The following is a 19,783-nucleotide window of genomic DNA, read 5'->3' on the forward strand; positions in this document are numbered from 1 at the left end:
CTTTTTTTTTGTATGATAATTGGCAGTTTATTTTACACGGAACGACTTATTCCTCCGCTCACCGCGCCAGCATACGCTGCCGGCGCGCCCGCCTCACCAGGTTGCATATCCTGCATTCCAATTCCTCAATGCTCACCGCGCGATCCAGGAAATCGTCGCAGCCGTTTTGCAGTCCGTGTATCTTTTCCTGTTCATTTCTGCCATCGCCCAGCATGATAATGGGTATGATTTCCGAACAGCTACGGATAAACGAAGCCAGGCGGAAGGGGCGTTCCAGGGCTGACTTTCGATCCGGCGGAATACGGCGTTGCTTTCGATCAGCACCAGGTCGTACTCCCGGTGGATGGTTTCAGGACTGAGCCATTCGTTTGCCGGCAATGCGGCAACCTGCAGTCCGTCGCAGACAGACAACAACCGCTGAAGTTTGAAGCGGTATAAGGATGGACTTGCTGCTAATAAGATGTTTATACCCACGTAAAAGCTTTTGGAGTATTGATATAAACTCATGCATTCTAAAGTGATATGGCGACCCCGAAATTCCAATCTTTTTATCTTTTTGACAACCGTATTATCACCCTTTTTTTGGGTGAAAGCCGGGTGGCACTTGCTGGAAAAAAGCCTGGTTTTCGTTAACTTAAAGTAAAACTTGGCATATGTTAACCTGGCAGGAAATCGCAATCAGACTATCGATGGCGGCGCTTTTCGGGGCGCTGATCGGGTTGGAAAGGGAACGGAAGGACTGGACCGCGGGCATGCGTACGCACATGATGGTATCCGTAGGGTCCTGCCTGATTATGATGGTATCGGCCTTTGGCTTTTCGGATGCGCTGGGCGCGGAGCGCGTGGTGCTGGACCCCTCGCGGGTGGCGGCGCAGGTGATCAGCGGCATCGGCTTTATCGGCGCGGGTACCATCCTGTTTATGAAGCAGGGGACTATCCGCGGGCTCACTACGGCGGCGGGGTTATGGACGGTAGCGGCCATTGGCCTGGCCACCGGCGGCGGCATGTACTTTGCGGCAGGCGCTACAACGCTGGTAGCTATCATTATACTCTGGGCAATGCAGCCGCTGGAAAAAAAAGTTTCCCGGCGCTTCCGGCAAAACGCGCTGCGGGTGGTGACGCCTTCGGGCGTTGTCGCCAATAATGTGTTGCAACAGGTAACCGCGATGAAGGAATTGAGCCTGGCGGCATTTTTCATGGAGAAGGAAGATGATTACTATACCCTTGAGCTGAAGTTTGACAAGATAAACAACGAGGCGATGTTGCAGTTGGTAAAGCTGCTGCAACAGGAGAAGGATGTGCGGGAGATTGGGTGGAATAAGTGAAGCATTCCACCGGTATAAAAAAGTTTTTTTTGAAGTGTAAAAACCTGCTGACACAGGGTTGTCATACCCCGCTGCGAGATTTGTATTATGAAACGTACAATATCCGGCTTTGACATTCGCCTTCATAGTTGTAACAACCACTGTACTATGCCAGGCGCTTTAAGAAAAACCCTTTATCATGCTACTGTTCATACCTGGAAAACCTTAGCCGGGATATGTAAAGGCATGGGCCATGCGCTGGTATTCCTGTTTTTTTAACGCCACAGACCTTTTGAAAATAACAGCGCCCCGTCATCGGCAGCTGACGGGGCGCTTTTCAGATCTTCTCTGATTTTACCGATTATATGTACATCAGGCCTGGCATACGGCCATTTTCAACACCGCATTATCCTTTCGCGATTTCCGCCGGCCGGGCATTTACCCACGTTTCAATCCCGCCAGCCATACCGGATAAAGATAATACCTGATAAAAAGAACTGTTTCATTAAATCCCCCATTCCCGTGCGAGCGGGAATGAGGGATTTGTTGTGCTAGTTGATCTTGTGTACAGACAGGTTATCATAATAGATATAACCCGTTGTGGAAGATTCCCAGTAGCTCTGACTGCCGCCGCGGAAAGTGTGGAAGGTTACTCCTTTGATCAGGCGCTGTGCATCGTTGGTGGTCCAGCGGATGTCCTGATCCAGTACAACCGTACCGTTGATCACGATCTGTACGTGGCCATTGGTGTTGCTGCCGGTATTACTCTTGATGTACATGTGTACATGGTAGGTAGTACCTTTCTGGATGCTGCCGGAAGACGGGTAACTCTTGCCGAAGGTGTCCCCATACTGGCCCGGCTGATCTTTGTAGTAAATGTAAGGCTGGAAGAATACCCTGCCGGCATCTGTCTGATACCACATCAGGCGTAAGGATCCGCCGTTACCATCCCAGCCCGGATCACCGCCGGTGTTGCCTTCACCAACGCTGAACCCAAAGCCTACTTTACCGCCACGGCTCCAGTCGAACTGGCTGTGGAAGCGGATGTCATAATCCATTTCGTACTCCGTACCGTCCGATACATCAATGTTGGCCACCACCCCGCCGGCAGCGCTGAGTGCATTCGGCTCCAGCGTGATGCGCAGGTTGCCATTGGAAATGTAGGTACGGCCGGAGTTCCAACCGCTGACGTTACCGAAGTCGTTGGCGGCCTGCGATTGCGACAGCCAGGTGCCGGTAGCGTAGTTGTCCCAGTTGGTGGTCCAGGTACTCTTAATGGCTTCTGTTTGCGCTCCCGCAGCCTTGCCATCATCGGCCGGCGTTTGCAGGGTTTGATCCTTCTTGCAGGAAAATAGACAGGCGGCCGCTAATACGGCAAATGCATGCATGCGAAACGTGGAAATCATGCGATTTAAATTTTGTGGGTTTTGAAATAGCTACTACAGTATCGAACTGCAATTTTCACTAAAAAGATAAGCGCTGTTTTCCAAATTTCCTAGTAATGCAATCGATTTCTTGCAATCGATTTCATAAATGATTGTCAATGAATAATTATCGTTATATTTATTTTATGAAGATCCTCATTATTGAAGATGAAATCGCCCTCCGTAACTCGATCCGCGAATACCTCGAAGGACAGGGATATATCTGCGAAACAGCGGGCGATTTTCAGGAAGCGATCCACAAAGTACACGATTACGAATACGACTGCATCGTAGCGGATATCAACCTGCCCAAAGGCAATGGGCTGGACATCATCAGAGCATTGAAACGCATGCAATCCCACGCAGGGATCATCATCATCTCCGCCAAAGACGCCCTGGAAGATAAGCTGGCAGGCCTGCAACTGGGCGCGGACGATTACCTGACCAAACCTTTCCACCTGTCCGAATTAAATGCCCGCATCCACGCGCTGCTGCGCCGCAAAAACTTCAACGGCAATACCAGCATCACTTTCAACGAAATCACCATCACGCCCGCTTCGCAAACCGTGGAAGTCAACCATCAACCCCTCAGCCTTACCGGCAAGGAATACCAGCTACTCCTCTACCTCATCGCCAACCAGCACCGGCTCATTACCAAATCAGCCCTCGCCGGGCATCTCTGGGGCGATGCATACGACCAGGCCGGGACTTACGATTTTATCTACACGCATATCAAAAATCTACGCCGGAAAATGATGGAAGCCGGCGGCAACGACTATATCAAAACCGTGTACGGTACCGGCTACCGCTTCGGCTGAAATTTACCCCGCTTGATAAATTCAGAAAATCTTCAAAATCTAAGCCCTGCCTGCAAAGGCGCGCCCATTACGCTCATAAAAAAATTAATTCAAATTTAATCTAACAGCTTACCTTCGCCCATCAATTTTTCATAATGAAACCTACACCTAACAGGTATGCCGTGCAGTTCGGATTTACTGCCTTATTCCTTATCCTGTCCACGATTGTCCGATTAGCGCTATTATGCTGGGCCTTCCCTGTTGCCTCCCTGTCTTTCCTCAACATCCTTTCCATACTCGGAAAAGGTTTGGTATTTGACCTCGGCGTGGCCGTATTCTTTACCGTTGCCTATTCCGTGTACCTGCTGCTGTTGCCGCAGCGATGGAATAAGTCATGGTTCAACAAGGGCTTTACCTACTTCGGATTTTTCCTGGCCCTGCTCATCGTCATTTTCTCCTTCTTTGCGGAATTCACCTTCTGGGGGGAATATGAGGCACGGTTCGACTTCATTGCCGTCGACTATCTCCTCTACACCTACGAGGTAATCAACAACATCAATCAATCCTATCCGCTGCCGCTGCTGATTGGTGGCGTACTGGCCGGCACCGCACTGCTTACCTGGCTCGCTGCCAGGGCAGGTATATTCAGGGCCAGCTTCCAGTCCAACACCCCTATGCGGGTACGGCTCCTTATCACCGGCCTGACCATCGCCTTTGCGGGCTTACACCTCTACCTGGTCAGCAACAGCTGGGCGGAAACAGGCAAAAACCGCTACCAGCAAGAGCTTTCAAAAGCCGGCATTTACAGCTTCGGCTCCGCCTACGTCAATAATGAACTGCCCTACGATAAATATTATTTACTGGAAGATGATAAAGCGGCGTTTGCAGCCATGCGCCAGCTGTTACAATCGGACGGCGCCACATTCCTGGAAGATGGTTCCAGCATATACCGCCACATTGCCGATACCGGAACGGTCGTAAAGCCCAACGTCATCATGGTGACGATCGAGAGTTTCAGCGCCACCTTCATGGAGCGTTTCGGCAATACGCAACATATCACGCCGGTGCTGGACAGCATTGCCAAACAAAGCATCCTCTTTACCAACATGTACGCCACCGGCACCAGGACCGTGCGGGGTATGGAAGCGCTGACGCTCGCCGTGCCGCCCACGCCGGGCCAGAGCATCGTGCGCCGCAAGCATAACGAAGGACTCTTCAGCCTCAGCACCATCTTCGGCCACGCCGGGTACGACCGTACCTTCTTCTACGGAGGCGATGGGTACTTCGATAACATGAACCAGTTCTTCGGCAACAATGGCTTTGATATTTACGACCGCCTGCGCCACCGACTGGTGGGCGACAACTTCCCGACGCAACGGTTCAACTTCCCGGACAGCGCCGTACATTTTGAGAATGCATGGGGCGTTTGCGACGAGGACATCTACCATGCCGTACTGCAGAAAGCCGATGAGAAGTACGCCGCCGGCAAACCCTTCTTCGATTTCGTGATGACGGTTTCCAACCACCGCCCCTACACCTACCCGGAAGGAAAAGTAGCCATACCGTCCCATACCAGCCGCGAAGGCGCCGTGCAGTACACGGATTACGCCATCGGCCAGTTCCTGAAACAGGCGCAGCAAAAGCCCTGGTTTAAGAATACCATCATCATCTTCGTGGCAGACCACTGCGCCAGCGTAGCGGGTAAAAACGAGATTGAAGTGAATAAATACCATATTCCCTGCATCCTGTATAACGTGCCAAACCAGGCGCCCCGCGAAATCCCCGTGATGTGCTCCCAGCTGGACATCTACCCAACCTTGTTAGGAATCCTCAATTGGTCCTATAACACCAATCTGTACGGAAGGGATGTACTGGCCGCAGATTACCAGCCACGCGCCATGATCAGCACCTATCAGCTGCTCGGCTACCTGGAACCCGGAAAGCTGATGATCCTCGGGCCGCAGCACCAGGCGCAAACGTTTCATGTGAAGGATAGCACCGGCGACCTGCAACCGCAACCGATGGACAGTGTGCTGCTGCGCAAAGCCATCGCCAATTACCAGACTGCTTATACGCTGTTTAAGAACGGCGGCATGCGTAAATAGTATTTCCGTTTACCGGTAAAGCAGAAAAGGCGGCATGCGTAAATGATAACCGCATTGCCCCTCAAGCAACAACTCCGCTATACACTTTAAATCCCTACCCGCAAAGCAGCCAATCCCTGCTTTGCGGGTAATCCCCTCCCAAAACTGTTACAACAAACATCCCTGATTTGCACAGGATCTGCACATCGCATGTGCGAAAAATAAACTTGGCTGTGAAAATATTTTAAGTAAATTTATTTACCTGATTAACCCATTTGAAGACGCACCTGTTTCCTTATCGTAACCGTTGCCCACGAGTAGCGTAAAACTGAGATTTTCCGAGTCAAGCAGAAAAACTGAGAAACCAGAACATTCAACTAAAATTTGATCGCTCATGCTGGCCTCGACTTTACCTGTATTGCTGCCTGAAGCGGCGGTGGAAGATATTACTGAAATTTCAGCGCTAAAAAACAAATTACAGCAGCTGTCCGGCATCCTCGATTCCCTCTCCGAGATGCACCAGACACTCGCTTTGCATAAAAATTTATCGCTCACCCTCGAACACTTTCTTCAAAACCTGCTTGCCATCACAGGCAGCGCCACCGGCTACGTCGGAGAAATGACCATGAGCTATCAACATATTCCCAAACTCATACTACATGCCGCGGCGCCCGCAGGCTACCTGCAGGAAATGAAACGCCGCTACTTCAAAGACCAGGAGCACGGGCTGGAATTCCTCAATATGGACACGCTCACCAAACAGGTGATCAGGCAAGCCGCGCCCCTGATCAACAACGCGCCCGGACCGGATGAGAGCGCTGCCGCCTACCCGGACCAATGCCTGGCGCTGACCTCCTTCCTGGGCATCCCCGTCATCTACAATAATAAAATATTAGGCGTCATCGGCCTGGGCAACAGGCCCGGCGGATACGCGCCTGCCATCATCGATACGCTGCAGCCCCTGATACAAAGCTATGCCCTGCTGCTCTTTGCCCATAACGAGGAAAAAGAACGGAACAGGGCGGAAAAAGCGAACCAGCAAACACGGGCCGACCTCGACGCGCTCATCGGCACGCTGGACGACATCGTGATGGAAATGAACGACCAGAAAGTTTTCACCAAAGTCTGGTGTAGTAACGACTGCCTCCTCTTTCACCCCAAGGACCAGATCATAGGCCGCAGCATCTCCGAAGCGCTGGGCTCCATGGCGCCGGTGTTCGATAACCTGGCCGACACCCTCCTGCGTACCGGAGAAACACAGGAATATGAGTACCGCGACATCCGGGAGGAAATCAACAACTGGTACGGATTGAAAATGTCGCTCCTGAAAAACCACCACGGCCCCGGCAAACGCATCCTGATCATGATCAAAAACATCACCGCCAGGATGCAGGACGAGATCGCCCTCCGGCAGACGAAGGCAGAGCTGGAGCGAAACCTCCACCTGCTCAACATCAGCCAGCAAATGGGGGCGATCGGCGGCTGGGAATTCAACACCGCCACGTCCGAATTATTCTGGACCAAACAGATTTTTGAACTCAGGGAAGTGCCGCACGATTACCCCATTACCCTGGAAAGCTCCGCTTCCTTCTACCACCCGGAAGACCGCCCCATATTTGAGGAAGCCCGGCGCAACCTCTTCCAGCACCATAAACCCTATTGCCTGGAACTCCGGCATATCTCCTCCAAAGGCACGCCCACCTGGGTAAAGACGGTCGGCGTCCCCGTTTACACCAACGGGATCATCACCCATTTCAGGGGTATCATCATGGATATCACCAACCAGAAACTCACGGAAATGGAATTGGTCAAAGCCAAGGAAAGCGCGGAAAAAGCCGCGCAGGCGCGCAGCGAATTCCTCTCCGTCATGAGCCACGAAATCAGGACGCCCCTGAACGCCATCATCGGCATCGCCGGCATCCTGGAGGATAACCACCTGCCTGAAAACGCGGAGGTGATCCAGAGCCTGCAGTTCTCCGCCAAACACCTGCTGGGCCTCATCAACGATATACTCGACTTCAACAAGATAGAAGCAGGCAAAATTGAGCTGGAACATATTCCCATCCATCTGCCGGAATTCATCAACGGCATCGCCAGCAACTACCAGCCCCTGGCCAAAGCCAAAGGCATCAAGCTGTACACCGCCGTGGATCACGACCTGCCGCAAAACATCCTCGGCGATCCCGTGCGCCTCGGGCAGATACTCAATAACCTGATCAACAACGCCATCAAATTCACGCAGAAAGGTTCCGTATCCATAGAGGTACACCAGCAGGAATGCCATGGCAACCGCACGCATATCCAGTTCACCGTGCGGGATACCGGCATCGGCATACCGCCGGAAATGCAGGACAAGGTTTTTGAAACCTTTGTGCAGGCGGAAGCCGCCACTACCCGCCGCCACGGCGGCACCGGGCTGGGCCTCGCTATCACGAAAAAACTGGTGGAAATACAACGGGGACATATACACGTAGAGAGCGCGCCGGGCAAAGGCTCCGCCTTCCACTTCACCCTTGGATTCGATATCCCTGTACTCCATAAAAAACAACAGACCCCGCAACAGTTCCCGCCCGGCTTCCTGGAAAACATGAAGCTGCTGGTAGTGGAAGACAATGTGATCAACGTCCGCATCATCGAAATGCAGCTCAAAAAATCTGGCGCCCGCATTACCACCGCCACCAACGGCAAACAGGCGTTGGAACGCCTCAAGGAGCAACCCTTTGACGGCATTATCCTCGACCTGCATATGCCCGAAATGAACGGCTACGAAGCCATCCCGCATATAAAAATGATACAGCCGGACGCTTTCATCATTGTACTCACGGCGGACATCATGCCGGATGTCATGGAAAAGCTGGCCATCCTCCACGTAACGGACCTGCTGCCCAAACCCTACGCCGCCGTTGACCTCTACAAGGCCCTCGCCAAATACTACGAGTAGTAGCGCATTATTGCCGGTTGTTGTACCTTCGCTGCCTACCTAAATTAATGACGATGCAGCAACCGACTTTAGCAGCCCGTGACCAGCAGGTAATCTGGCATCCGTACACGCAGATGCAAACAGCGCCGCAGCCCATCGCGATCACCCGCGGGGAAGGCGCCCTCCTGTTCGACGACCAGGACAATGCCTACATCGACGCCACCAGCAGCTGGTGGGTAAATATTCACGGCCACGCACATCCGCATATCGCTGAGATGCTGTCCAGGCAAGCCTATCAGCTTCAACATATCATCTTTTCCGGCTACACGCACGCCCCCGCGGTGGAACTGGCCGAACGCCTCCTCCCCCTGCTGCCTGCCGGCCAAAAACGCGTATTTTATTCGGATAATGGCTCCACGGCCGTGGAAGTAGCCCTGAAAATGGCCCTCCAATACTGGGATAACAAAGGGCAGCGCCGCCACAAATTCATCGCCTTCAAAAACGCCTATCACGGCGATACCTTCGGCGCCATGAGCGTAAGCGGCCGCAGCGTGTTTACCCGCGTGTTCGATGATTTGTTGTTTGAAGTTCACTTCATTGACCTGCCGGCGCACGACAACCTGGATGCCCTGAAAGCCGCCATCGAAGCGCTGGACCTCAGCGCCATCGCGGCATTCATCTTTGAGCCGCTCGTACAGGGAGCAGGCGGGATGCTGATGTACGAAGCCGCCCCGCTGGATAACCTCCTGGCCTGGCTGCAAGCCAACGGCGTGCTGCTCATTGCGGACGAAGTAATGACCGGCTTCGGCAGAACGGGGAAAAACTTCGCTATGGAAAACTGCGCTACCCAGCCGGATATGATGTGCCTCTCCAAAGGATTGACCGGCGGCAGCATGGCCCTGGGCGTCACCACCTGCACCAGCAGGATATACGAAGCCTTCCTCAGCAACGATAAACTGAAAACGCTCTTCCACGGGCATAGCTTTACAGCCAACCCGCTGGCCTGCTCCGTAGCGCTGGCCAGCCTGGACCTCTTTACCGATCCGGCCTGCGCCGCCAACCGGCAACGCATACACGAAGCGCATGCGCAGTTCCTGCAACAACTGCGGGAGTCGCCCAAAGTAAAAGCGCCCCGGCTGCAGGGAACCATTCTTGCGTTCGACATTATTACCCCTAACGCAGACGGGTACACGAATAACATTGCGGACCAGCTGCACCGCTTCTTCCGGGAGCGCCGGGTTATGCTGCGCCCGCTGGGGAACACCCTCTACATCCTGCCGCCATACTGCATTACAGCGGAACAATTGCAAAGCGTTTACCAGTGTATTGCCGACCTATTGGCGACCATTTGACCACGGCATAACGCGGACGTATATACGTAAAAAGAACGGGGAGAGGATCAATGCCGCAGCATTAATTCTCTCCCCCTAAAAAAAATTGTTATCAGCTTCTACTTCACGGGAACGGATATCTTCGTATCATCCCACTCAAACACCACAGCATTTCCAGGCAGTGTGAAAGTCAGCTTTTCTACCGGGGTAGACAGCGCCTGACGTTCCACTTTCACTTCCGCTACGTTCTGGTCTTTCACCTTTTCGTAATCGTAAGCGCCCCACTGGCCCAGTTTCTTGTTCAGGATAACGGTCCAGGTTTTGGGATCAGGAATGGAAAACAGGGTGTAAGTGCCTGCTTTCACGGGCTTGCCGCCGAAATTCACATCTTTCGCGAAGGTGATCTCCGTAGCTTCGTTAGCGCCGGTGCGCCAAACTTTTCCGTATGGTTCCAGTTTACCGAAGATCTCTCTTCCGTTCTTGGAAGGCTGGCCATACACTACTTTGATATCTTTACCTTCAGCGGTTACTTTTGGGCTCTTTCTTGCCTTTTCCTGACCGAAAGCCAAAGCTGCGGTGGCAACGAAGAAAGTAGCCATGATGATCTGTTTCATGTTGGATGTGCGTTATTTAGTTAGCGTTTAGAAGGATTAGCCAATTTAATCATAATAAGTGCAATAAATTGTTAATATGGATTAATGGCAAAATAGCTCCATCAGTTTTCATGCGTCCCTTCACAAATCGCACTGAGGGTGTTCAAACCCTTATCCATGGCGGGCCCGAAGATGCGGTCGGCCATAAACCCGCGTAATTTCCACCAGGGGAGCATGCCCAGTTTCGTTTGCATATGCCAGAAGATGGCGGTAGCCTTGCCATCCGCCGTGGGCTTCAGTTCGATACCCGCGTCCACCGGCTTCATATTTTTCACATCCATGCTGTAATGGATGCCTTTTTTCGGATCGCTGTCAATCACCGTCACCTTGCCGCTGCTGCGTGTACCCGTCCACGTGTACCACGCGCCTGCGCCGCTGCCGGATTCGGAAAACTGCAGGGTGGCGGCGGTATCCGGCTTAAACCAGGGGTTCCAGTCCGCCCATGCTTTCAGGTTGCCGATGTGGGCGTAAACGGTGTCAATAGGCGCCTGGATTACGCCGGTACGTTCTACCACGGCCGTGGAAGGCAGTAATAAAGAGCCAAGGAAAATCAGTGTGCTGAATACGACGATACTGATGATCCCTAATTTTACAAATCTCATAGTTTATTTTTTGCTGCTAATCTTTGCCAGGTTTTGTAAACCTTTTTCGAAGTCTTTTCCCACCCATTTGTCCATCATGAGCCCCATCAGTTTGCGGACGGGGTGCTGGCCCATATCGGCCACCATCCCCCAGGTTACTACCGTGCCGCCCGGTACGGGTTCAAACCGGAAGTAACCTTTGGCTACTCCCATGGCCATAAAATCCGTTTCGGTAGCAATGTACTGATCCTGCCGGGAAACGGTGATCACTACGCTGCCCTTGCCGATGTTGCGGTTACGGCTATCCCAGCTGTAACCGGCCCCTGCGCCGCTGGCCTTTTCGCCGTAGGTAATTTTCAGCTGCGGGTCCATCTGCTGCCAGGGCGACCACAACTCCCAGTTTTTCAGGGTATTGACGTAAGGGAACAGTACAGCCGCGCTGGCAGGGATCTGTAGCGTACGCTCCACCTTCACGGTGGAGGGCAAAATCATGCTGATGACGAACAATGCCAGCACCAATACAATCAGCGCCCCCAATATGATGAAAAAGGCTTGCATGTGCAGGGATTTATACTACAAAGCTAACAAATGCCCCGCTTACTCCCACCGGAATACTTTCACGGCCACGATATACACGACGATCCCCCAGAGCGTGAGGATGCCGAGGTCGAACCCGATATCCCAGAGGTGCTTGCCTTCGTAGGCTACCTCGCGGAGCCCGTCCGCCAGGTAAGTGAGCGGCATCAGCCGGCAGACCGGTTGCAGCCAGGATGGGAAGGAGTCTATCGGGAAGAAGGTGCCTGCCAGCAGGAACTGCGGCAGGGTAATGATGTTGGCAAACAGGGGGATGGTGCTTTCGTTTTTCGCTATGCCGCTCACGATAAAGCCAAAGCCCAGGAATATCAGGCAGCCGAAGGCGGACAATGCCAGCATTTCCAAAAACGTCACAAAGCCGTTCACCAGCGTAAACCCGAAGGCAAAATGGCCCAGCGCGATGATCACAATGGAGCTGATCACCTGGAATACCGTACGGCCCAGCGCTTCCGCCAATACGATGTAAAACCGTTTGATGGGCGTGGCAAAAAACCGTTTCAGCACCAGGGTTTGGCGCAGCCCGAAGAAGAGGAAGGCGGTGGTAAACACGGCCCCGCTCATCAGTGCAAAGCCCAGCTGGCCGGGTAGAATGAAGTCGATCGTTTTGTAAATACGGCCCGGCACCTCTTCCGGCAGGATGGTGGCCACGGATGGGCGGGGATAGGCCTGGCTGTCCAGCTGCCCGGTTACGGTGCGCAAAGCGGCCATCAGGATACCTTTTTTATTGGGATCGGTAGCGGTAGAGGTTTTAACATGCAGGTTGTAATGTTCCTGCCCGTCCGCAGCGCGCTGCTGCTCAATGTTCAAAATGGCCACCAGGTTGCCTTTCTTCAGGTCTTCGGCCATTTCAGCCTCGCTGTCGTCCGTAATGAGCTTCAGCGTTTTATTGGCGGATAATTGCTTAAAATAGGTGGTATTGATGTCTGTATGGCGGTCTACACCCACCTTTACAGATACGGTACTGTTTCCAATGAATCCAAACACCAGGATAAATACCAGTGGGAAGGCCAGGCTGAAAACTACGGAAGACGGACTTCTGAAAGTCGCTCTCAGGCTACCTTTCGTAATGGCCAACATCGCTCTCCACTGACTGTACTTAGCTCCATTCATCTGATCTGCAATTTTAAAAACCGCGTAAAACTACATAAAAAGAAATTGGGAATTACCATCATTTCTGACGGCAATTCCCAATTACCCATATCTTTTTAAACGCTGTTAACGTATGATATAATCAAACGGCATCCGCGCCAGCACCTGGCCATGCAGGTCCTTCAAGGCCTTCAGCTCCTGGTAGGTCTTATATTCATCTGCGCCCATCTCTTTTTTCACCATACGGGCGCTCACTTTATCGCCCATATTGCGGAGCAGGCGGCTCACGGAAGGTTTCACATCCGGGTATTCCGTTATTTTAAAATTGCTCAGTTTGGCCATTTTGGCCGCGGATGCCAGGGCATCGTCCATACCGCCCAAACGGTCTACCAGGCCGAGTTGCAGCGCTTGCGTACCGCTCCATACGTGGCCCTGCGCAATGCTGTCCACAATGGCCGGGGGCAGCTTCCTGCCGGCAGCCACCCTGGATTTGAAGGTCGCATAGGTAGCGTCCACGCTGTTCTGGATCAGCTGTCTTTCCGCATCGGTCATAGGCCGGCCGGTGCTGCCCAGGTCCGCGTAGGTAGCTGTTTTTACCCCGTCGAAAGTAACGCCCAGTTTATTTTTGAAGAAGTCGGACAGGTTCATCATCACGCCGAACACCCCGATGGAACCGGTTAAGGTATTGGGTTCCGCGAAAATACTATCCGCCATGCAGGAGATGTAATACCCGCCGCTGGCTGCATAGTCGCCCATGGATACGATCACCGGCTTCACCTTTTTGGTCAGGCTCAGTTCCCGCCAGATCACTTCGGACGCCAGGGCGCTGCCGCCGCCGGAGTTCACGCGGAAGACGAGCGCTTTCACGTTCTTGTCTTCCCGCACCTTGCGGATGTCGCGCACGTAATTATCGCTGGCGATGAAATTAGGTTTATCCGTTTCCCCGGAAACGATGTTGCCCTGCGCGTAGATCACGGCTATCTTGCTGTCCCCGTCCCCATTGCTGAGGGTGGTAGCGTCGTCGTATTTGGAGAGGGATACGAAGTTGATCTTATCGTCGGACTTGATATTCAGTTTTGACTTCAGCTCGGCGGTCACTTCATCGTCATACTTCAAACCATCCACCAGCTTGTACTTCAGCGCATCGCCCGGCTCCTGTATCAGGGCTTCGTTGGCGTAGCGGTGCAGGGTGGCGGTATCTATTTTCCGGCTGGCGGCAATACCGCTGAGGAAGTTGCCGTAGAGCTGACCGAGGAAGAGGGTAGTTTGCTCGCGGTTGGCGTCCGTCATTTTCGTTTCCCGCAGGGGCTCTGTAGCGCTTTTGAATTTGCCGCAGTAGAAAATTTCAGGTTTGATTTCGAGTTTATCCAGCGCGCCTTTGAGGAACATGATTTCGGTGGCAAATCCTCTGAAGTCCATGCCTCCGTGGGGGTTCAGGTACACTTTATCCGCTGCGGTGGCCAGGAAATAAGCGCCCTGGTCAATTACTTCCCCGTACGCATATACGAATTTGCCGGATTTTTTGAACTGCAGTAACGCTTTACGCAGTTCTTCATTGGTGGCAAACCCGTTGCCGTTGCCATTTATTTTCAGGTAGATGCCTTTGATGTTATCGTCATCGGCGGCATGGTCAATCAAACGGATGGCTTCGTAGAGGCCGGGAACGTCCGTCTCCAGGTCGCCCAGGTAGCCGGCCAGCGGGTTAGACTGCTCCTGTTCCAGGAATCCCTGGCCGGTTTCCAGCACCAATACACTGTTTGGGGAAAGACTCACTTTTTCGGGGGTTATTGCCTTTCCTATCAGCACCATGAGGGTTATCATTCCAATGGCGGTGAACACGATCAAGGCCAACAGGGCTGCAAAGAATACTTTAAAAAAACGCATGTTGTCGAGTTAATATGAAACTATTGGGAAAGATACATTTTTTTCAAAAATAAGGAATATGGCTACTTTTGGGACCTGATTTATACATGAATACTGCAATATTACTTATAGGTGGCAATCTGGGAGATCCTGAAAGCAACCTTCGGAGAGCCGTTCAACTGATCGGTGAAAGAGCCGGCCGGGTGGCACAGCAATCTGCCTTGTACCAGACGGCCCCCTGGGGGGTGATCGATCAACCGGATTACCTTAACCAGGGGCTGGAAATAGCCACGGAACTGGATGCGCATAGCCTGCTTACCTGCACGCTGGAAATAGAGCGGACGATTGGCCGGGTGCGGCAGGAGAAATGGGGTTCGCGGGTGATTGATATCGATCTGATATTTTTTAACGGGGATATTATTTCCCTGCCAGACCTGAAAGTGCCGCATCCGCGCATGCACCTGCGCCGGTTTGTACTCGGGCCGCTGAACGATATCATTCCGGACTACCTGCATCCGGTGATGCATAAAACGGTGCGCCAGTTATGGGAATCCTGCCCGGACGATTCGCCGGTCCACAAATTATAAAAGAAGATACATGCGCTATAAATTTATCACGATAGAAGGAAATATAGGAGCCGGTAAAACCACCGTTGCCGGCATGCTCGCCAAACATTTTTCATCCAAACTGATCCTGGAAGAGTTTGCGGACAACCCCTTCCTGCCCCTGTTCTATAAAAGCCCGCAGCAGTACGCGTTTCCGCTGGAATTGTTCTTTATGGCGGAGCGCTATAAACAACTGAAGGACATGCTGCAGTCGGAAGATATGTTTTCCAACGGCACCATTTCCGATTACCTGTTTATCAAAAGCCTGCTGTTTGCCAAAATCAACCTGCCGGAAGAAGAATACGCCCTTTACCAGAAACTTTTTGATATCATCAATCCGCAGCTGGTGCAGCCGGACCTGCTGATTTACCTGAATGCGCCGGTATCCAAGGTGCAGGAGAACATCCGCCACCGCAACCGCCCGTACGAGCAGGCCATCCCGGATGAGTACCTGCTCAATGTACACGACATGTATATGCAGTACATCAAGCAGCATCCTGTACGCACGCTCATGGTGGATATGACGAAAATGGATTTCCTCCGTAATCCGGACGACTTCCGGTTATTGCTCGAAGCGCTCGAGGAGGAGTACGAGTTGGGGGTTAATTATATGAAGATCTAGTTGCCCGGCAGGCGTACCGCATCGTCCGGGCCAGCATACTTTCGTTCAGGCGGAGCCGTGGCAACGGCCCCGCCTTTTTTTACGGTGTTCCGGTAATATGCTTTGCAGCAATGTAGCCGCTGGTCCAGGCATGCTGGAAATTAAAACCGCCGGTGATCCCATCCACATCCATTACCTCCCCTGCAAAATAGAGCCCCGGCGCAACCCTGCTCTGCATCGTGGCGGGATCAATTTCGTTTAACGCCACGCCGCCGCAGGTTACAAATTCTTCCTTGAAAGTAGTTTTGCCTTTCACCGGAAACTCCATGGCCACCAGCATTTTCTGCAGCTTGTTCTGCTCTTTTGCCGGCACGTCCGCCCAGCGGAGTTCCTCCCCTATGCCTGCCTGTTGCAGTAAAAAATGCCAGAGGCGCTGCGGCAGCTGGAAGGGATTCCGGTTGTAAATTTTTTGTTTGCCCAGCTCAAAGCGCAGGGATTGCCAGGCTTCCCGCAGGCTGTTTTCGTTATACGCCGGCGCCCAGTTGACGATGGCGGTGCAGGTGTACTGCATTTCCTGCAACTCCCTGGCGCCCCAGGCGGATAAGCGCAGGGCGGCGGGGCCGCTCATTCCCCAATGCGTGATCAGCAGCGGGCCTTCCTGCTGCAGTTTGGTGCCGGCAATCCGGATGCTGGCCTGGGTAGCTACGCCCATCAGCTGCGTGATGGGATGGCCGGGCATATTGAAGGTAAACAGGGAAGGCGCAGGCGGCACAATGGTATGCCCGAGTTGTTTGAGCCACTGAAACTTCCCTTCCTGGGCATAGCCGCCGGCAGCGATGCACACAAAATCGGCATCCATGGCAGGGCCCTGGCTTAACGTCAGCCGCCAGCGGCCATCTGCGGCACGTGCAAGGGCCAGCACCTCCACGTTTGTACGGATATTGACAAGGTATTTATCCGCCTCGCCAAGGAGGCAATCGATGATCGTTTGGGAGGAATCCGTAACGGGAAACATGCGCCCGTCCTCTTCCGCTTTCAGCTTCACGCCCCTTTCCCCGAACCACTGGATGGTATCCGGCACAAAGAACTGCCCGAAGGCCTTCTTTACAAAGTTGCCTCCACGGGGATAACGCTTAGCCATATACGCGATGTCAGGCGCGTCGTGGGTAACGTTACAACGCCCGCCCCCACTTACTTTTACCTTGGATAACAGCTTGCCGGTTTTTTCCAGCAGCCATACTTCCAGGCCGGGGTTCATACGGGCCGCATTCACCGCGCAAAAAAATCCGGCGGCGCCGCCGCCTGTCACTACCAGTCGTTTTCCCTTGGAACTCATTAAAATCTTGTTAAAAAAAATCCAGTATTTCGCGCAATAATAACTTTAATCTTTTGAACTTGCTATTTTTAAGGATTCCTTAGGACAATTAAGACTAATTAGTAATTTGTAGATAAATCGACAACCATGAAATGGAAACTTCCAATAGCGCTGCTGACAGGAGTTGTAACCGCAATGGCTTTCATTGCGCCGCCGCCGGATGACTGGTCGGACCGCATCGTTAAAGCATTGGAGCAATTTGTGAGGCGCTACCCGCAGGAGAAAGTGTACCTTCATATGGACAAAGACTACTATGCCGCCGGCGAAACCATCTGGTTCCGGGCATACATCACCCTGCAGGGCCTTCCCTCTACCCAGGCCACTAACCTTTACGTAGAACTGCTGGACAAGAATAACAATATTATTCAGAAGAAACTCTTCGCCGCCGGTGGTGGTATGTCGCCCGGGGCGTTTGAACTGCCTGAAACGCAAAAACCCGGTACCTACCAGATCCGCGCTTACACCGCCTGGATGAACAACTTCGACCCTGCCTTCTTCTTCACGAAAAATTTCGAAATATTCGACCCTGCCAAAAAAGTAACGCCTGATGCGGATACCGTTGCGCAGGACTTTTCCGTGCAGTTTTTCCCCGAGGGCGGTAACGCCATCGCAGGCCAGGGAAATACGGTTGCCTTCAAAGCCATTGACCAGAACGGTTATCCCATCGAGGTAACCGGTACGGTGAAGAACGGCAAGGGAGAACAAACGGCCGTGATCAAATCCATTCACGACGGTATGGGCAGCTTCGACTATACGCCGGCTGCCGGGGAAACATACCAGGCCGTAGTGAAGAGCGCCAAAGGCCAGTCCAAAACCATTGACCTGCCGGCCGCGCAAACCAAAGGCGTAACGCTGAAAGTTTATAACAAAGGCTCCCGGATATTCTACCAGGCCGTTGCCGGCCCGGATAACGATACCAGCCTGAATCAGCTGCTGGTACTCGCGCAGATGAACCAGCAGATGGTATATAAAGCCAACCTGGATGTAGCCGATGGCCGCATCAGCGGCTTCATTCCGGCCAACAATATTCCTTCCGGTATCCTGCAGCTGTCCCTCTTCACCAAATCCGGCTTGCCCGTTGCGCAACGCCTGGTGTTCGTGCGGAAAAACGATCTCCTGCAAATGGATGTGCTGGAATCCGATATCCACCGCGACGCCAGGACGAAGAACACCCTGGTGTTACGCCTCCCGGATACGATCAATACCAGCATCTCCGTATCGATTACAGACGCGGATGCGGTACCTGTGGAGTCAAAAAATGTGAACAACATCATCTCCAACCTGCTGCTCACTTCGGACATCAAGGGCTTTGTGTACAACCCTGCCTGGTACTTCCGGAACGATTCCGCGCAAACGCTGCAGGCGCTGGACCTGGTGATGCTCACCAACGGCTGGACCCGTTTCAGCTGGGAAAAGATCCTGAACAACGATTACCCGCAAATCAAATACCCGTACGAACAGGGCCTTTCCATGGACGGTAAAGCGCTGTCCGGCACGGGCCGCCCGCTCACCAACGGGCAGATCGACATGATCATCAAAGTGCCGGCTGATAGCTCCAGCCTCTTTGCCCAGGCCCCTGTAGATGAAAAAGGAGAGTTCCACATCACCGGCATGGTGTTCCCGGATACGGCCTACATCTACTACCAGGGTAATGATATCGCGAAGAAGAACAAAGACGTCAGCGTTAAATTCAACAACCACTTCTTTGAAAAGCCTTCCCTGATCAAACTGCCTTCCCCGCTGCGGGTACCGCCGCCCATCGATAACACGGCCCTGAAATCCTTCCTCGCCAACGCGGCGGAAAGCAACAAGGTAAACCGCGCTATCAATAACAAGATGGTGTACCTCAAAGAGGTGAACGTAAATGCGAAGAAGGAAAAGCCGCAGGAAACCACGGAGAAGCGCTATGTGAGCGGGATGTTTGCCGGCGGCGATGGTATTACCTTCGACCTTACGAAAGAAACGCCGATTGCTATGAACGTGTTCCAGTACCTGCAATCCAAAGTAGCGGGCCTCCAAATCACGGGGGATATCAACAACCCGTCTATCAGCTGGCGTGGCGGCGCTCCGGGCTTATACCTGAACGAAATGCAGACGGATATTTCCATGCTCTCCTCCCTGCCGGTGACGGACATTGCGCTCATTAAAGTGATCCGCCCGCCGTTTATGGGCATCGGAGGCGCAAACGGCGCTATCGCCATCTACACGAAGAAGGGCGGCGATAACGTACCGCAGAACGATCCGAGCATCCGCGGTTTTGAACTCTATAAAAAAGCCGGTTATGCGATTGTGAAGCAGTTCTACTCACCGGATTACAGTGTGAAAAAAGAAGTACATGCGCTGCCTGATAAACGCCTGACGCTTTACTGGAATCCGAACGTAACGGTAGATACGCTCACGCATACCGCCAACATTGAATTCTACAACAACGATTTCACGAAGAAATTCAGGATGGTGGTGGAAGGTATGGCGGAAGACGGTTCCGTAGGGCACCTCGAACAGGAATTCTAGGATGATTCCCATCTATATACACAAAGGAGCGGCCATAAGGCCGCTCCTTTT

16 protein-coding genes are annotated in these 19,783 nt (G+C 52.8%); 8 read left to right on the forward strand and 8 right to left on the reverse strand.

The features are described from left to right. Positions 1 to 132: 132 nt before the first annotated feature. The gene (locus BOC67_RS17785; protein WP_291912009.1) at positions 133 to 507 is read right to left on the reverse strand and encodes a hypothetical protein; all 375 of its coding nucleotides are present in this window, start codon (positions 505 to 507) and stop codon (positions 133 to 135) included. A 146-nt stretch (positions 508 to 653) separates the two neighbouring features. On the opposite strand from BOC67_RS17785, the gene BOC67_RS17790 reads away from it, so the two are divergent. Beyond that, entirely contained in the window at positions 654 to 1,325 is a 672-nt protein-coding gene (locus tag BOC67_RS17790; RefSeq protein ID WP_291912010.1) for an MgtC/SapB family protein, read from the forward strand. A 530-nt stretch (positions 1,326 to 1,855) separates the two neighbouring features. On the opposite strand, the gene BOC67_RS17795 is transcribed toward BOC67_RS17790, so the two are convergent. Further along, positions 1,856 to 2,710 carry a polysaccharide lyase gene (locus BOC67_RS17795; protein WP_291912011.1) on the reverse strand — a complete coding sequence of 285 codons (855 nt, stop codon included), beginning with the start codon at positions 2,708 to 2,710 and terminating at the stop codon, positions 1,856 to 1,858. Between the two features lie 164 nt (positions 2,711 to 2,874). Here BOC67_RS17795 and BOC67_RS17800 point away from each other — a divergent pair, with 164 nt between their 5' ends. From BOC67_RS17800 to bioA, 4 genes are all read left to right on the forward strand, one after another. Then, positions 2,875 to 3,546, forward strand: coding sequence for a response regulator transcription factor (locus tag BOC67_RS17800; protein WP_291912012.1), 672 nt, complete (start codon positions 2,875 to 2,877; stop codon positions 3,544 to 3,546). A gap of 134 nt (positions 3,547 to 3,680) precedes the next feature. Continuing rightward, positions 3,681 to 5,630: an LTA synthase family protein gene (locus BOC67_RS17805; RefSeq protein WP_291912013.1), complete on the forward strand. Its 1,950-nt coding sequence runs from the start codon at positions 3,681 to 3,683 to the stop codon at positions 5,628 to 5,630. A 373-nt stretch (positions 5,631 to 6,003) separates the two neighbouring features. Beyond that, the gene (locus tag BOC67_RS17810; RefSeq protein WP_291912014.1) at positions 6,004 to 8,550 is read left to right on the forward strand and encodes an ATP-binding protein; all 2,547 of its coding nucleotides are present in this window, start codon (positions 6,004 to 6,006) and stop codon (positions 8,548 to 8,550) included. 53 nt (positions 8,551 to 8,603) lie between these two features. Continuing rightward, complete coding sequence (gene bioA / locus BOC67_RS17815) at positions 8,604 to 9,881, forward strand: adenosylmethionine--8-amino-7-oxononanoate transaminase (RefSeq protein ID WP_291912015.1); 1,278 nt, start codon at positions 8,604 to 8,606, stop codon at positions 9,879 to 9,881. Between the two features lie 98 nt (positions 9,882 to 9,979). Here the strand turns inward: bioA and BOC67_RS17820 are convergent, their stop codons facing one another. The 5 genes from BOC67_RS17820 to sppA form a co-directional block, all read right to left on the reverse strand. Continuing rightward, positions 9,980 to 10,474, reverse strand: a complete 495-nt coding sequence (locus BOC67_RS17820) for a DUF2911 domain-containing protein (protein WP_291912016.1) — start codon at positions 10,472 to 10,474, stop codon at positions 9,980 to 9,982. A 101-nt stretch (positions 10,475 to 10,575) separates the two neighbouring features. Further along, on the reverse strand, positions 10,576 to 11,115 hold the full coding sequence (locus BOC67_RS17825) for an SRPBCC family protein (protein WP_291912017.1): 540 nt from the start codon (positions 11,113 to 11,115) through the stop codon (positions 10,576 to 10,578). A gap of 3 nt (positions 11,116 to 11,118) precedes the next feature. After that, on the reverse strand, positions 11,119 to 11,652 hold the full coding sequence (locus BOC67_RS17830; protein WP_291912018.1) for an SRPBCC family protein: 534 nt from the start codon (positions 11,650 to 11,652) through the stop codon (positions 11,119 to 11,121). Between the two features lie 39 nt (positions 11,653 to 11,691). Next, entirely contained in the window at positions 11,692 to 12,798 is a 1,107-nt protein-coding gene (locus BOC67_RS17835) for an ABC transporter permease (RefSeq protein ID WP_291912019.1), read from the reverse strand. Between the two features lie 105 nt (positions 12,799 to 12,903). After that, on the reverse strand, positions 12,904 to 14,661 hold the full coding sequence (gene sppA, locus BOC67_RS17840) for a signal peptide peptidase SppA (RefSeq protein WP_291912020.1): 1,758 nt from the start codon (positions 14,659 to 14,661) through the stop codon (positions 12,904 to 12,906). 86 nt (positions 14,662 to 14,747) lie between these two features. Between sppA and folK the strand changes: the two genes are divergently transcribed. Both folK and BOC67_RS17850 read left to right on the forward strand, forming a co-directional pair. Next, a complete protein-coding gene (gene folK, locus BOC67_RS17845) occupies positions 14,748 to 15,227 on the forward strand; it encodes a 2-amino-4-hydroxy-6-hydroxymethyldihydropteridine diphosphokinase (protein WP_291912021.1) in 480 nt (159 codons plus the stop codon). A 10-nt stretch (positions 15,228 to 15,237) separates the two neighbouring features. Next, a complete protein-coding gene (locus BOC67_RS17850; RefSeq protein WP_291912022.1) occupies positions 15,238 to 15,867 on the forward strand; it encodes a deoxynucleoside kinase in 630 nt (209 codons plus the stop codon). A gap of 79 nt (positions 15,868 to 15,946) precedes the next feature. Here the strand turns inward: BOC67_RS17850 and BOC67_RS17855 are convergent, their stop codons facing one another. Next, the gene (locus BOC67_RS17855) at positions 15,947 to 17,182 is read right to left on the reverse strand and encodes an NAD(P)/FAD-dependent oxidoreductase (protein ID WP_291912023.1); all 1,236 of its coding nucleotides are present in this window, start codon (positions 17,180 to 17,182) and stop codon (positions 15,947 to 15,949) included. Between the two features lie 126 nt (positions 17,183 to 17,308). On the opposite strand from BOC67_RS17855, the gene BOC67_RS17860 reads away from it, so the two are divergent. Continuing rightward, the gene (locus tag BOC67_RS17860) at positions 17,309 to 19,732 is read left to right on the forward strand and encodes an MG2 domain-containing protein (RefSeq protein WP_291912024.1); all 2,424 of its coding nucleotides are present in this window, start codon (positions 17,309 to 17,311) and stop codon (positions 19,730 to 19,732) included. Positions 19,733 to 19,783 lie beyond the last annotated feature (51 nt).

It is taken from the genome of Chitinophaga sp. CB10, from assembly GCA_001870995.2.
GTDB lineage: Bacteria > Bacteroidota > Bacteroidia > Chitinophagales > Chitinophagaceae > Chitinophaga.

Bases quoted from the DNA above. Each gene is read 5' to 3' on its own strand.
- BOC67_RS17795 (WP_291912011.1), bottom strand. From the start codon at position 2,710: ATGATTTCCACGTTTCGCATGCATGCATTTGCCGTATTAGCGGCCGCC.
- BOC67_RS17790 (WP_291912010.1), top strand. From the start codon at position 654: ATGTTAACCTGGCAGGAAATCGCAATCAGACTATCGATGGCGGCGCTT.
- BOC67_RS17850 (WP_291912022.1), top strand. From the start codon at position 15,238: ATGCGCTATAAATTTATCACGATAGAAGGAAATATAGGAGCCGGTAAA.
- BOC67_RS17835 (WP_291912019.1), bottom strand. From the start codon at position 12,798: ATGAATGGAGCTAAGTACAGTCAGTGGAGAGCGATGTTGGCCATTACG.
- BOC67_RS17805 (WP_291912013.1), top strand. From the start codon at position 3,681: ATGAAACCTACACCTAACAGGTATGCCGTGCAGTTCGGATTTACTGCC.
- BOC67_RS17800 (WP_291912012.1), top strand. From the start codon at position 2,875: ATGAAGATCCTCATTATTGAAGATGAAATCGCCCTCCGTAACTCGATC.
- folK (WP_291912021.1), top strand. From the start codon at position 14,748: ATGAATACTGCAATATTACTTATAGGTGGCAATCTGGGAGATCCTGAA.
- BOC67_RS17820 (WP_291912016.1), bottom strand. From the start codon at position 10,474: ATGAAACAGATCATCATGGCTACTTTCTTCGTTGCCACCGCAGCTTTG.
- BOC67_RS17855 (WP_291912023.1), bottom strand. From the start codon at position 17,182: ATGAGTTCCAAGGGAAAACGACTGGTAGTGACAGGCGGCGGCGCCGCC.
- BOC67_RS17785 (WP_291912009.1), bottom strand. From the start codon at position 507: ATGAGTTTATATCAATACTCCAAAAGCTTTTACGTGGGTATAAACATC.
- BOC67_RS17810 (WP_291912014.1), top strand. From the start codon at position 6,004: ATGCTGGCCTCGACTTTACCTGTATTGCTGCCTGAAGCGGCGGTGGAA.
- BOC67_RS17860 (WP_291912024.1), top strand. From the start codon at position 17,309: ATGAAATGGAAACTTCCAATAGCGCTGCTGACAGGAGTTGTAACCGCA.
- BOC67_RS17825 (WP_291912017.1), bottom strand. From the start codon at position 11,115: ATGAGATTTGTAAAATTAGGGATCATCAGTATCGTCGTATTCAGCACA.
- bioA (WP_291912015.1), top strand. From the start codon at position 8,604: ATGCAGCAACCGACTTTAGCAGCCCGTGACCAGCAGGTAATCTGGCAT.
- sppA (WP_291912020.1), bottom strand. From the start codon at position 14,661: ATGCGTTTTTTTAAAGTATTCTTTGCAGCCCTGTTGGCCTTGATCGTG.
- BOC67_RS17830 (WP_291912018.1), bottom strand. From the start codon at position 11,652: ATGCAAGCCTTTTTCATCATATTGGGGGCGCTGATTGTATTGGTGCTG.